Annotated in this window: 13 protein-coding genes; 2 read left to right on the top strand and 11 right to left on the bottom strand. The window is 44.4% G+C overall.

Annotated elements, in window-relative coordinates:
* Positions 1-353 precede the first annotated feature (353 nt).
* The 8 genes from nqrM to EAE91_RS00180 all read right to left on the bottom strand — a co-directional run bounded on the left by nqrM (position 354) and on the right by EAE91_RS00180 (position 7,556).
* Positions 354-581, bottom strand: a complete 228-nt coding sequence (gene nqrM / locus EAE91_RS00215; RefSeq protein ID WP_214054539.1) for a (Na+)-NQR maturation NqrM — start codon at positions 579-581, stop codon at positions 354-356.
* Positions 582-594: 13 nt separating this feature from the next.
* Positions 595-1,623, bottom strand: a complete 1,029-nt coding sequence (locus tag EAE91_RS00210; protein WP_214086751.1) for an FAD:protein FMN transferase — start codon at positions 1,621-1,623, stop codon at positions 595-597.
* An 87-nt stretch (positions 1,624-1,710) separates the two neighbouring features.
* Complete coding sequence (nqrF, locus tag EAE91_RS00205) at positions 1,711-2,937, bottom strand: NADH:ubiquinone reductase (Na(+)-transporting) subunit F (RefSeq protein WP_214086750.1); 1,227 nt, start codon at positions 2,935-2,937, stop codon at positions 1,711-1,713.
* A 15-nt stretch (positions 2,938-2,952) separates the two neighbouring features.
* Entirely contained in the window at positions 2,953-3,549 is a 597-nt protein-coding gene (gene nqrE / locus EAE91_RS00200; protein WP_011145527.1) for an NADH:ubiquinone reductase (Na(+)-transporting) subunit E, read from the bottom strand.
* Positions 3,550-3,557: 8 nt separating this feature from the next.
* Complete coding sequence (locus EAE91_RS00195; protein ID WP_214086749.1) at positions 3,558-4,187, bottom strand: NADH:ubiquinone reductase (Na(+)-transporting) subunit D; 630 nt, start codon at positions 4,185-4,187, stop codon at positions 3,558-3,560.
* A complete protein-coding gene (locus EAE91_RS00190) occupies positions 4,180-4,977 on the bottom strand; it encodes a Na(+)-translocating NADH-quinone reductase subunit C (RefSeq protein ID WP_214086748.1) in 798 nt (265 codons plus the stop codon). Before EAE91_RS00190 ends, EAE91_RS00195 begins: the two co-directional genes overlap by 8 nt.
* Positions 4,970-6,208, bottom strand: coding sequence for an NADH:ubiquinone reductase (Na(+)-transporting) subunit B (locus EAE91_RS00185; protein WP_214086747.1), 1,239 nt, complete (start codon positions 6,206-6,208; stop codon positions 4,970-4,972). The genes EAE91_RS00190 and EAE91_RS00185 overlap by 8 nt, the downstream gene beginning before the upstream one ends.
* Before the next feature lie 4 nt (positions 6,209-6,212).
* Positions 6,213-7,556 (bottom strand): Na(+)-translocating NADH-quinone reductase subunit A, encoded by a 1,344-nt coding sequence (locus tag EAE91_RS00180; protein WP_214086746.1) that lies wholly within the window; start codon positions 7,554-7,556, stop codon positions 6,213-6,215.
* A 418-nt stretch (positions 7,557-7,974) separates the two neighbouring features.
* On the opposite strand from EAE91_RS00180, the gene EAE91_RS00175 reads away from it, so the two are divergent.
* Positions 7,975-8,709 (top strand): L,D-transpeptidase family protein, encoded by a 735-nt coding sequence (locus EAE91_RS00175; protein WP_214086745.1) that lies wholly within the window; start codon positions 7,975-7,977, stop codon positions 8,707-8,709.
* Here EAE91_RS00175 and EAE91_RS00170 read toward each other — a convergent pair.
* The gene (locus tag EAE91_RS00170) at positions 8,680-9,447 is read right to left on the bottom strand and encodes a class II glutamine amidotransferase (RefSeq protein WP_214086744.1); all 768 of its coding nucleotides are present in this window, start codon (positions 9,445-9,447) and stop codon (positions 8,680-8,682) included. The genes EAE91_RS00175 and EAE91_RS00170 overlap by 30 nt on opposite strands.
* A 24-nt stretch (positions 9,448-9,471) precedes the next feature.
* On the bottom strand, positions 9,472-10,053 hold the full coding sequence (lpcA, locus tag EAE91_RS00165; protein WP_214086743.1) for a D-sedoheptulose 7-phosphate isomerase: 582 nt from the start codon (positions 10,051-10,053) through the stop codon (positions 9,472-9,474).
* A 259-nt stretch (positions 10,054-10,312) separates the two neighbouring features.
* Between lpcA and fadE the strand changes: the two genes are divergently transcribed.
* Positions 10,313-12,748, top strand: coding sequence for an acyl-CoA dehydrogenase FadE (gene fadE, locus EAE91_RS00160; protein ID WP_214086742.1), 2,436 nt, complete (start codon positions 10,313-10,315; stop codon positions 12,746-12,748).
* A 70-nt stretch (positions 12,749-12,818) separates the two neighbouring features.
* Here fadE and lysA read toward each other — a convergent pair whose 3' ends face one another.
* The gene (gene lysA / locus EAE91_RS00155; protein WP_214086741.1) at positions 12,819-14,111 is read right to left on the bottom strand and encodes a diaminopimelate decarboxylase; all 1,293 of its coding nucleotides are present in this window, start codon (positions 14,109-14,111) and stop codon (positions 12,819-12,821) included.
* Positions 14,112-14,226: the final 115 nt, after the last annotated feature.

Here is a 14,226-nt window from a genome sequence, read left to right as displayed (position 1 = left end):
TTTATATTTTTTATTTTAAATTGGAAGTTTAATTTATTATTTAAAAATAACACCTCGCACAATGTAAAGGGTCTTCTGTCGATTAAATAGTTTTCAAAAGGTGCAATTAAATAACCTGAATTTGGAGGATTAGACTAATAAGCGCACTTTATCTTAAAACCTTCAGTGATAATATTAACGAAATATGTATTAGAAAAAACCCTTCACAGTAAGCCGCTTAATGTGAAGGGAGGTTTATCAAACCAGCATCTTTGCTTTTTATTTACTTTATCTCAAACGCCGCGAAATCTCCTAAAAGTTCTCTTTGCTCTCAATTAGCATTTGGGAAGGAGAATTCCGCAAGTTTATTAAATTCAGATAATCCGATGTTTCTCTAATTGAACCTGCCGCGCAGCCTCACGAGCCATACGCCTTTTACGAGCATCACAAGGTTCCGGGCAATCACATACTTTCTCCACACCAATACTGCTTAAACCGCCACAGCTCCCTTGTATGCTCTTACGTTTAATCATGTAGCCTAACGACATTCCCGCAAAAGCCAGCAGGAAAAAGACGAAGGCTGCAATAAATATTTTCAGCACTTCTTTCTCCTTCTCATTGATTTTTCTGTAGGTATGGCTCAAAGGCTTTACTGTAACGCTCTTCAAAACCATTTTTCGTTTTTATGATCATAAAAACCGGGATACTCAGATTTTCTGCAACTTCCATCCCTTTTTCCGGCCCTAAAACATTCAGCCCAGTAGAAAGGCCATCAGCACTCATACAAGCTGGAGCAATAACCGTAATAGAGACTAAGTTATGAGAAATAGGGTTTCCCGTTTTTGGATCAATCGTATGTGAATAGCGCACACCATCTTGTTCAAAGTAATTGCGGTAATCACCAGAAGTCGCTATCGACATATTGCCAGGCATTATCACTTCCTGAGCATTTTGTGCTATGCCAGTGTCAGACGGCTTTTCAATCGCAATTCGCCACGGCAGATCTTTACCATTATGGCCTGATGTACGGACTTCTCCGCCAATATCAACCATATAATCTTTGATATTCTGCGATTCCAGATATTCAGCAACAACATCTACGCCATAACCTTTAGCGATAGATGATAAATCGATATACAGCTCTGGAACGGTTTTAATCAGGTTATTACCTTCTACCACCAGTTTATCAATCCCAGTCCATTCACGGCGTTTTTCCAGTTCACTTGCAGAAGGTGCTTTCGTCACGCGCCCTTCAGGACCAAACCCCCATAAATTAACCAATGGGCCAACCGTCACATCCAATGCGCCATCAGTCAATTTATTAATGTAGATCGCTTCCTTAACTACTTTGGCTGTCGCAGGGGATACCGGGAATGGCCGATCAATTTGACGGCTTTGATTAAAACGACTTAATTCAGAATCAGGGCGATATGTTGACATCAGGTCATTAACCTCCTCCAGCAAACGATCAATCTCTTTTTGCAGATCTTCTGACGAAGGAGCCGACGAACCCGTGACAAATTTAATGGAATAGTAAGTCCCCATTGTTTGCCCATGAATATTTTTCTGCTCCAGACCATCGCATGCCGCCAGCAGCAGTACTGCAAATATTAACGCTATCCAGCTACTTATCTTTTTACGCACAGTTAGTTACTCTTTCCGAATTGTTAGCGCCCACAAATTTGTGGGCGCTGGGGGGCCGGTCATTAAAATCAAACTATTTATGGACGATCAGCCGCCGAAATCATCTAACATGATGTTTTCATCCTCGACACCGAGATCTTTCAACATCTTGATCACCGCGGCATTCATAACCGGAGGCCCACACATATAGAACTCACAATCTTCAGGAGCCGGATGATCCCTCAAATAATTCTCATACAGAACATTATGGATAAAACCGGTGTAACCATCCCAGTTATCTTCAGGCAGTGCATCAGATAGCGCTACATTCCAGGTAAAGTTTTCATTTTCAGCCGCCAGTTGATCGAAATCCTCTGTATAGAACATTTCACGTTTAGAACGAGCGCCATACCAGAAGCTAATCTTACGCTTGGAATTCAATCTTTTAAGCTGGTCAAAGATATGAGAACGCATTGGTGCCATACCTGCGCCACCACCAATGAAGATCATTTCCGCATCAGTATCTTTTGCGAAAAATTCACCGAATGGACCAGAAATAGTCACTTTATCACCGGGTTTCAGTGACCAAATATAAGAAGACATAATTCCCGGCGGCGCTTCCGAATTTCTTGGCGGCGGCGTCGCAATACGAACGTTAAGCATGATAATACCGTGTTCTTCTGGGTAGTTTGCCATTGAGTAAGCACGAATTGCCGACTCTTTCACCTCAGAAACAAAGCGGAACAAATTAAATTTATCCCAGTCCTCACGGTATTCTTCCGGCACATTATAATCCGCGTAACGAGCAATATGTGGCTGAGCTTCAATCTGAATATAACCACCGGCACGGAAAGGCACAACTTCCCCATCAGGGATCTTCAATTTCAGCTCTTTAATGAACGTTGCTTTGTTATCGTTGGAGATGACTTCACATTCCCATTTTTTAACACCAAATATCTCTTCCGGTAACTTAATTTTCAGGTCCTGCTTTACATTGACCTGACAAGCCAGACGGCAACCCTCTTTCGCTTCACGCTTACTAATGTGAGAAAGTTCTGTTGGCAGAATGTCACCACCGCCATCTTTAATCTTTACGCGGCATTGCCCACAAGAGCCGCCACCACCACAAGCGGAAGAGACAAAAATCCCCTGGCTTGACAACATATTTAGTAATTTATCACCGGCAGGAGCAGTAAAGCTCTTTTCCGGATCGCCATTAACTTCAACCCTAATATCCCCTGTGTTAACCAACTTTGATTTTGCGAACAAAATCAGCGCCGTCAGTACCAACACAATGAGGGTAAACATCACTACGCCTAAAATTATTATATCCATGAACGCTTCTCGCCTTTATAACTGCACACCAGAGAAGGACATAAAACCCAATGCCATCAAACCCGTAGTGACAAAGGTGATCCCCAATCCTTTCAGACCTGCCGGAACATCAGCATATTTCATTTTTTCACGGATAGAAGCCAGCAGAACAATTGCCAACATCCAACCTATACCTGAACCAAAACCATACACGATGGATTCAGAGAAGTTATAGTCACGCTGAGCCATGAAAGAGACACCACCAAAAATCGCACAGTTAACCGTAATCAGCGGTAAAAAAATGCCGAGCGCGTTATAGAGTGAAGGGAAATAACGATCAAGGATCATTTCGAGAATCTGCACTAACGCAGCAATCACGCCAATAAACGTAATAAAGTTCAGGAAGCTGAGATCAACCCCTTCAACCAATGCACCGTCACGCAATACCAAGTTATACACCAGGTTATTAGCCGGAACAGAGATCCCTAGAACCACCGTGACGGCAATACCCAAACCAAACGCTGTTGTGACATTTTTCGATACTGCCAAAAAAGTACACATACCGAGGAAGAAAGCCAACGCCATATTCTCAATAAAGACGGCGCGGACAAACAGGCTTATAAAATGTTCCATGTTGTCAGTTACTCCTTCTCAACCTGCGCCGGTTTCAAAGTCCTCAGACCCCAAATCAGCATACCAATAATGAAAAACGCGCTAGGGGCTAACAGGAACAGACCATTAGGCTGATACCAACCCCCATTCTTTACCGATTCCATCACGGTAATTCCGAACAGTTTGCCGGAACCAAACAACTCACGCAGGAAACCAACCAGTACCAGAATAACCCCGTAACCTAAACCATTACCGATACCATCCATGAAGCTCTCAATAGGTGGAGATTTCATCGCATAGGCTTCCGCACGTCCCATCACGATACAGTTAGTAATGATAAGGCCAACAAATACCGACAACTGCTTGGAAATTTCATAAGCATAAGCCTGCAAAATCTGATCTACCACGATAACCAGTGATGCAATAATCGCCATCTGGACAATGATTCGCACACTGCCGGGGATGTAATGACGGATCAACGAGATAAAAAAGCTGGAAAAGGCAGTAACCAATGTTACCGCTATTGTCATTACCAATGCCGTTTCCAACTTGGTTGTTACCGCCAGCGCTGAGCAAATCCCCAGAACCTGCAAGGCAATCGGGTTATTATCCAAAAGCGGCCCAAGAAGGACTCGTTTTATTTCTTTACTATCAGCCATCTTTCAACGCTCCTTCGCGTACTTTTTTCAGGAACGGACCAAAACCGCTATCCCCTAACCAGAAATTAAACATGTTCTGAACACCGGCAGAGGTGAGAGTCGCACCAGACAAACCATCAACACCATAAGGATCATCGACAGCAGCACCGCCACGAACAATTTTGATCGCCGGATTGCCTTCATCGTTATACAGTTTTTTACCTATCCACTTTTTACGCCATTGCGGGTTATCCACTTCTCCCCCCAGCCCCGGAGTTTCGCCATGTGAATAATAGGTGATGCCACGAGCCGTTTTGCCGTCCACATCAACGGAGATAAAAGCATACATAACAGACCACAAGCCAGAACCATAAATAGGCAGAACGATTTCGCGAGTTTTACCCTGTTCATTCTTCACCAGATAGACTTCGGCCATATTGGCGCGACGGCGAATTTTCGCCAGATCCTTTTCAGGCGGTAATGCAATACTGGTATCATCACTACGCAACGCATCGTTCAGGTTAAACTTGCCCTGGCTGCTTTCAAGCGTTGCCGTCTCCAGATTCAATAACTCGGTTTTAATCCGACTTTTGAACGTTTCTTTAACTTCATCAGCACTCATCTGGGGTTTGAGTAATCCAGCCACATCAAGGATATTACGCTGTTTATCCAGCAACTTTTGTTCCTGTTGCTGAGATTTCAGCCCTACCGCAGAACCTGCCACAACAATTGAGCAAACGAGACATAACACAAAAACAACGATAAATGTTCTGCCTACGCTGTCACTATTTTTGGGTTTATCATTAGCCACGGGCTTTTCTCCGCTTAATATTGGCTTGCACAACCAGATAATCAAACAATGGCGCAAACAGGTTTGCGAACAGAATCGCCAGCATCATACCCTCTGGATATGCCGGGTTAACAACCCTGATCAGAACACACATCACACCAATCAGAATGCCGTACCACCATTTACCTTTGTTGGTAAATGAAGCGGATACCGGATCTGTCGCCATAAAGATCATACCAAAAGCGAAACCACCCAGAACCATATGCCAATACCACGGCATAGCAAACAACGGGTTAGTATCTGAACCGATAGCATTAAATAAGTAGGAAGTTGCAACCATACCCAACATCACCCCGGCGACAATGCGCCATGAAGCAATACGGGTAAACAGAATAATCGCACCACCAATGAGAATCATCAACGTAGACACTTCACCGATAGAGCCAGGAATATTACCAATGAAAGCATCCATCCAGGTAATAGGTTGACCGGTAACGGTATTCACTAATCCCTGACTGCCACCAGCCGCCCATTGCGATAAAGGCGTCGCGCCAGAGAAACCATCAACCGCGGTCCATACCAAATCGCCCGAAATCTGTGCCGGATAAGCAAAGAATAGAAAAGCGCGGCCAGCCAGTGCCGGGTTCAGGAAGTTACGACCTGTACCACCGAAGACTTCTTTCGCAATGACAACACCGAATGTAATCCCCAACGCCGCCTGCCACAGAGGAATCGTTGGTGGAACAATCAACGCAAATAAAATAGAAGTAACGAAAAATCCTTCGTTAATTTCATGTTTACGGATAAGGGCAAACAGCACTTCCCAGAAGCCACCCACCACAAATACAACGATGTAAACAGGCAAAAAGTAAGTTGCACCAAGCAACATTTTACTGCCCCAACCCGCATCCGGTGTCAGTGATGCCCCCAAAAACTGAGCAACGCAATAGTGCCAGTCAGATACCAAAAGTTGTTGTAATTCTGCGCCACTGTATAAATGATACAACGCAGGGATCGCCTGCTGACCAACGTTATACATTCCCCAGAACATTGCCGGGAATACAGCCAGCCATACCATGATCATCATACGCTTTAGATCGATAGCATCACGGACATGGGCACCGCCAGAAGTTACGGTACCCGGTGTATAGAAAATCGTCGTTACCGCTTCATACAACGGATAATATTTTTCTAATTTGCCCCCGGACTCAAAGTGATGCTCAATTTTTTCAAAATAGTTTTTCAGGCCCATGAAATCATCCTTCCTGCTCAATCTTAGTCAGCACTTCACGCAGTACCGGACCATATTCATATTTGCCAGGACAGACATAGGTACAAAGCGCTAAGTCTTCCTCATCTAACTCCAGACAACCCAGTGCCTGAGCACTATCGGTATCACCCACCAGCAAATCCCGCAGCAAATGCGTTGCCATAATATCCAAAGGCATTACACGCTCATAGTTACCAATTGGCACCATTGAACGTTCACCGCCATTCATTGCCGTTGAAAAAGCAAAGCGCTTATTTTTCAGGAAATGACCAATGGTGGTGCGGGTAATGGAAAATTTATCGATACCCGGCATGATCCAACCAAATAGCTCTTTTTCGCGGCCTTCACGCAAAACGGAAACCAAAGTGTGGAAACGACCAAGATAGTGATGAACTTCATCTGACTGAGTACCGCACAATACAGAACCTGAAATAATACGGTTTTCACCCTCTTTAAGCTGTTCCTGAGTCAACTCAAGCAGATCAGCCCCTAAGCAGGTACGTATAAGACGTGGTTTCTCAACCTGTGGACCGGCCAATGCAACGACACGATCAGTATAAAGTGTGCCGGTAGTGAATAATTTACCGATAGCAATCACATCCTGATATCCCAAGTGCCATACCGTTTTAGTCGCACTGACGGGTTCAATAAAGTGAATGTGAGTTCCAACTAATCCCGCTGGATGCGGACCTGAAAACTGATTATACGTGATTTGTGCATTATTACCGACACTCGGCAAGCTCCCTGCGCTATGGCAAACATGGACTTTACCTTCGGTCAGTTTAGTCAGCACATTCAGACCATCAACAAAAGCCTCTTCATCGGTAGCAATAATAACCTGTGGATTTGCAGCCAGAGGCTGAGTATCCATAGCAGCTACAAAAATTGCTTTTGGCGAGGAGCCGGGAGCAGGACTCCGGCTGTAAGGACGGGTACGTAGCGCGGTCCATAACCCAGAATCGATAAGATTCTTTTCCACTTGTTCTCGGGATAATTGAGAAAGTTGGGAACGATCATAACGGTCAAAATCAACCTGTTCATCTCCCGTTATCTCAATCACAATTGACTGCAAAATACGTTGTTCACCACGATTAATCGCCACAATCCGCCCACAGGCCGGACTGGTGAAGACCACACCCGGATTCTTTTTATCTTCAAAAAGAATCTGGCCCTTCTTAACATGCTCACCTTCTTTAACCAACATAGAAGGACGCATTCCAACATACTCTTCACCCAACAGTGCTACATGGCGAATCGTCGGACCGTCTTCTATTACTTGAGCAGGTGCTCCTGCAATCGGGAGGTCGAGTCCTTTTTTAATTTTAATCATAAGATTTGCACAAGTTTATCAATTAAATCATATGCTACAGATTACCTGGTGGTAATATAGCCACTCTATAAAAAACCCCTTAAGTCACGAATCGTGCCCAGGTTATAATTCTCCGATAATTGTTACGATTTTCTTTTAATCTCCGGGCGGTAATTTTAACATCTCCCTTCTTGAACTGTCTGACTAATCAAGTGATTTAGTTCAAGCAAACAGGAATAATTTTGGCGCTGAACCATTAACAGTTCGCAAAAAACGAATGATTATATCACCTTTACCGACAACCGATTATATTTTAACCTGGCAATCACTTTATAGTGATAAAGTTATCATCATCATTTTCTATTCACAAAGTCGATGACTCATGGCAATCTTAAGCTAAATTTTTAGTCAACCCGCCACGTCGCTATACGGTAGTCACATGAAAAAAACTGCGGCTTTTCCTGCAATAATATTGTTGTTATTTAGTTCATTCACTCCTGTCTATGCTAAGGATACTTTAGTTCAATTGATGAAAAATTCTCCCGTGCAGATCGGCTCTCCTGTCTTTATCCAAATATTCAAAGAAGAGCGGATACTAGAGCTTTATACTAAAAATAGTCATGGAAGCTACCAACTGTTTAAAAATTATCCCATCTGTAATTACTCTGGCGGCCTTGGTCCCAAAACCACAGAAGGTGATCTGAAAAGTCCAGAAGGATTTTATCGTATAAAAAACAACCAACTTAATCCAAATAGTCGGTATTACCGATCTATTAATCTGGGTTTTCCAAATGAATACGATAAATTCAGAGGTTATTCCGGCAACTATTTAATGATCCACGGAGAGTGTAAATCTGTCGGTTGCTATGCGATGACTAATGGTTACATGGATGAAATCTACGATTATGTAGAAAGTGCATTATTGCGCGGGCAATATGAAATTAATATCAGTATTTATCCATTCAGAATGACACCCCAGAATATGTTACGCCACCGTTCATCCTCCCATTATATGTTTTGGCTACAGTTACAACCGGCCTATGAGTATTTTGTAAAAAATCATCGGCCGGCAACCATTAGCGTCATTAACGGTCAATATGTGGTTAATGCTACACCTGACAAATCACCACTTTTGCAACATCAATCACAATATGCGTTCACCAAGATGAAATAGCGCATAGCAACCCGGCTCAATACGACTCCAGGCTTCATTACCGGTTAACGGTTGAGTAACAATGACAGAAACAACATCATCCGGCTGTGTATGTTGTTGAAAATCAATTTCAACATCCTGATCCAGAAGTTTTGCTTTTCCAAACGGTGCCCGACGAGTGATCCAATAGAGGTTGGTTGAGCAATATGCCATCACAAAACGCCCATCTGACAGCAACATATTGAATACGCCTTTTTTGCTGAGTTCGTCTGCTAGTGAAGCGATAAAACGAAAAACCTGAGGCCAGTTGGAAGGGGTTCTCGGATATTTTTGTGAAAGTTGATGCAAAATCCAGCAAAAAGCATGCTCACTATCAGTTTGCCCTACGGGGCGATACTGACCCGTTTCAAGCTGCCGATAGCCCCGAAGCTGCCCATTATGAGCATAAGTCCAGTTACGTCCCCATATCTCACGAATGAAAGGATGAGTATTTTCCAACGCAACATTACCACGGTTAGCCTGCCGAATATGAGAAACCACTACTCTGGATTTAATCGGGTACTCTTGTACGAAGCGAGCAACGGGCGAATTGTAACTTGGCTGATGATCTTTAAATGTGCGACAACCCCGCCCCTCATAAAATGTGATCCCCCAACCATCTTTATGGGGCCCGGTATGACCCCCCCGTTGAATCAGACCACCTAAACTAAAGCAGATATCTGTTGGCACATTCGCACTCATGCCAAGTAACTCACACATTGCCCACCTCTGTAGCCTATAAAATCAAACTTTAACCATCTCTTTTTCGATAAGTTGAATCAGGATATGAATAACTTTGATATGAATTTCCTGAATACGATCTGCATAACCAAAATGTGGGACACGAATTTCCACATCAGCAGTCCCTGCCATTTTACCGCCATCCTTGCCTGTCAGCGTAATAACTTTCATGCCTTTTAAGCGGGCAGCTTCAATTGCTTTAATAATATTACCGGAATTACCGGAAGTGGAAATACCCAGTAACACATCTCCCTCTTTTCCAACTGCTTCCACATAACGAGAAAAAACAAATTCATACCCGAAATCATTACTGACACAGGAAAGGTGACTAACATCAGAAATCGCAATCGCTGGATAGCCAGGGCGATTTTCGCGGTAACGGCCGGTCAATTCTTCGGCAAAATGCATCGCATCACAATGCGACCCTCCATTACCGCAGGACAGCACCTTGCCACCCGCTTTAAATGAATCAGCCAGTAATACTACTGCTTTTTGAATTGCTTCAATATTTGCATCGTCACTTAAAAACTGGGCCAGCGTATCCGCGGCTTCGTTCAATTCACTACGGATCAGGTCTTGATACATAGGCTCCTCACTTCGGTCAGGTAATCTTTAATGTTGTGCCGGATGGCAGTTTACCGGATCAAGAGAATTGAAAGAAGACAACATCACGTTTCTGGAGCATTAATCCACTCCCAAGCACCACGAGTTTGTGAGCTAGATTGTAATTAAGATGTAAAGATATTGCTAAAAACAATTTCCTGGTCTAAAAAGAGAAGAACACCCTAACAGGTCCGACCTCTGATGACTTTCCTGACCCTGAGATTAACCAGGAGCTTTTATTATGACCACATTGAGTATTATTCTATTCTTAGTCTTGATTGGGATACTTTGCTATCACAAAGTCAATCTCAGTCTTAGCAGCCTACTGCTCCTTGTCTATACCGTCTTGATGGGCGCTATTGATGCATGGAGCTACTGGATGTTGTTACCAATGGCCATTATTCTGTTCCCGCTGAATTTTGCGCCAATGCGCCACTCCTTACTGACTGTTCCGGCCTTAAAAGCCTTCCGCAAAGTAATGCCAAGTCTATCTCGCACGGAAAAAGAAGCTCTTGATGCAGGTACCACTTGGTGGGAAGGTGAACTGTTCCGCGGTAAACCCGACTGGAAAAAATTGCATAACTATCCAAAGCCTCAGTTAACCGCTGAAGAACAAGCATTTCTGGATGGCCCGGTAGAAGAAGCTTGCCGTATGACCAATGATTTCCAGATAAGCCATGAACTTGCTGATTTGCCGCCTGAGTTATGGCGTTACCTGAAAGAAAACCGCTTCTTTGCCATGATCATTAAAAAAGAGTATGGCGGTCTGGAATTCTCAGCCTATGCACAGGCACGAGTCCTGCAAAAATTGGCGGGGACATCCGGCATTCTGGCAATCACCGTAGGTGTGCCTAACTCTCTCGGCCCGGGTGAATTGTTACAGCATTATGGCACCGAAGAGCAGAAGAACCGCTACCTGCCTGGGCTTGCCCGTGGCGAAGAGATCCCATGTTTCGCATTGACCAGCCCGGAAGCTGGCTCTGATGCCGGATCAATCCCAGATACAGGCGTAGTCTGTATGGGAGAATGGCAAGGCGAGCAAATTCTGGGTATGCGCCTGACCTGGAATAAACGTTATATCACACTTGCACCTATCGCTACCGTACTCGGTCTGGCTTTCAAACTCTCTGACCCTGACCATTTATTGGGCGATACAGAAGAATTGGGCATTACCTGTGCATTGATCCCGACCAATGTACCGGGGGTAGAAATTGGCCATCGCCACTTCCCACTGAATATTCCATTCCAGAATGGCCCAACTCGCGGTAAAGATATCTTTGTTCCAATCGACTATATTATTGGCGGGCCAAAAATGGCCGGACAAGGCTGGCGGATGCTAGTTGAGTGTCTGTCTGTCGGCCGCGGTATCACTCTGCCATCAAATGCAACCGGCGGTTTGAAAAGTGTTGCTATGGCGATCGGCGCATACTCTTACATCCGTCGCCAATTCAAAATGCCAATTGGTAAAATGGAAGGGATTGAAGAACCACTGGCACGCATTGCCGGTAATGCCTATTTGATGGATGCCGCTTCAACGCTTGCAACAACCGGTATCATGCTAGGTGAAAAACCCTCGGTGTTATCCGCTATCGTCAAATATCACTGCACCCACAGAGGCCAGAAATCTGTTATTGATGCAATGGATATTGCCGGTGGTAAAGGTATTTGCCTTGGTCCATCCAACTTCCTTGCTCGCGCTTATCAAGGCGCACCTATCGCCATTACCGTTGAAGGTGCCAATATTCTGACCCGTAACATGATTATCTACGGTCAGGGCGCTATCCGCTGCCATCCTTATGTCCTTGATGAAATGGCTGCGGCTGAAAATAACCGTATTAAAGATTTTGATAAGGCACTATTTAGCCACCTTGGTCACGTTGCTAGCAACATGTTACGCAGCTTCTGGCTTGGCCTAACCAATGGCCGCACCAGCAGCACACCGGTCAATGATGCAACACGCCGTTACTATCAACAATTAAACCGTCAGTGTGCCAACCTTGCGCTATTATCAGATGTGGCAATGGGGGTATTAGGTGGTAGCCTGAAACGTCGCGAACGTGTCTCTGCCCGTCTTGGAGATGTTCTGAGTCAAACTTATCTGGCTTCCGCGACGTTGAAACGCTATGAAGATGAAGGTCGTCAAAAAGAAGATTTACCGCTAGTTCAGTGGGCCGTTCAAGATAGTTTGTATCAGGCAGAGCAGGCGATAGATAATTTACTGAGTAACTTCCCGAATCGTCTGGTTGCCGGTCTGATGCGTGTTATTGTCTTCCCTCTGGGGCGTGTACATTCAGCACCATCTGACCATCTGGATCACAAACTGGCCCAGATCTTACAACAACCTTCGGCTACCCGTGATCGCATTGGCCGAGGCCAATATCTGACACCAAGCGAGCACAATCCTCACGGATTACTAGAAGAAGCTCTGCACGATATTATTGCCGCAGAACCAATCCACGCCCGCTTGAGTCGCGAAGCAGGTAAACGCCTTGGCTTTACTCGCCTGGATAAACTGGCAGAACGGGCACTTGCAGAACGTAAGGTTACGCCAGACGAGGCTGCAATTCTAAAACGCGCTGAAGCAAGCCGTCTGCGTTCTATTAATGTCGATGAGTTTGAACCAGAAGCACTGGCTGTCGCTGCCCCGGTCAAAAAACCGAGAACAAAAGCAGCCTAAAACTGACGATTAAAGAGCATTAAGAGCTAAATTAATCATGGGGCGATATCTTAAAGTATCGCCCCATCTTTTATGGCATAGAGGTACAGGATACTTCTTCCAATGCTAACAACTCTTCAATCGTTTGACGGCGGCGAATTAATTGAGGCTCACCATTAACAAACAACACCTCAGAGATCAGTGGACGGCTATTGTAATTGGAGGACATTGACGCCCCATAGGCACCAGTATCATGAAAAACTAAATAGTCGCCAACTTGAACAGGTGGCAACGCTCTTGGCGCAATCCCCCCGCCCTCAACCTGGGTAAAGATATCACCGGATTCACATAACGGCCCCGCAACTAACGTTTCCCGCAATGGCAATTGCTCAATCTTACGTCCATCAGCAGGCAAAACTGAGATATGGTGATAACTGCCATACATTACTGGACGCATTAAGTCATTGAAACCCGCATCCACCAGAACATAATTACGGTTGCCCATCTGCTTAACCGCCCGAACTTCTGTCATCAGAACGCCAGATTCCGCTACCAAAAAACGCCCCGGTTCAATTTCTAACTCAACTTTATGACCTAAATGCTGCTCAATCTTTTTACGAGCATCATCCCACAACCCAAAATAATGAGCGATATTGATTCGCTCATCTCCCTGATGATAAGGCGTCGATAAACCCCCGCCGGCTGAAATTGCCTGAATATCTTCACCACAGAGAATAACCTGTTCAACCATCGCATTGCACACACTGGCAAGGTGATGATAATCAACACCAGAGCCAATATGCATATGTAAACCAAGCAATTTCAATCCATAGTGGCGGATTTTCTCAATTGCCTGTGGAAGATCCTGATACCAAATACCATGTTTACTGTTTTCCCCCCCCGTGTTTGTCTTCTGGCTATGACCATGACCAAACCCAGGATTAATCCGCAACCATACCGGATGCCCTTGTTTACATTGACCAATCTGTTCCAACATATCGATAGAACCCGCATTAACCGGAATATCCAATTTGGTTACTTGTTGCAACGTCGGTACATCGATTAAATCAGCAGTAAAAACGATATCTGATACTTCTTGCCCTGGACAAAACCCGGCCCGTAAAGCACGCTCAATTTCCCCTAGCGAAACGGCATCAACTTTCACACCATATTCACGCATCAGGCGCAAAATATGAGTATTAGAACAAGCTTTCTGAGCAAACCTGACCACATCAAAATGACATAACAATTTGATTTTTTGGATAATTGTTTCACTATCGTAAACCCATAATGGAGTACCATACGTTTCTGGCAGACGACCCAAACTCTCCGGTATCAGATTAGGACAACTATTGCGGGTAAAATTGGGGGTAAAAGTACTCATCAGGGTTTCTCTCACAAAGTCAACAGATAACCCATTATTGGCAGTAAAAAACAGGAATAAAAATATCCATTTCGTTATAGTCTATTCATCTGTGATATAGAATTACTATCTGAAA

Origin of the sequence: Photorhabdus noenieputensis (assembly GCF_018448935.1) — a bacterium.
Lineage (GTDB): Bacteria > Pseudomonadota > Gammaproteobacteria > Enterobacterales > Enterobacteriaceae > Photorhabdus > Photorhabdus noenieputensis.
The sequence above is the reverse complement of the archived record's forward strand: the minus strand, read 5'-3'. Positions and strand labels throughout refer to the sequence as shown.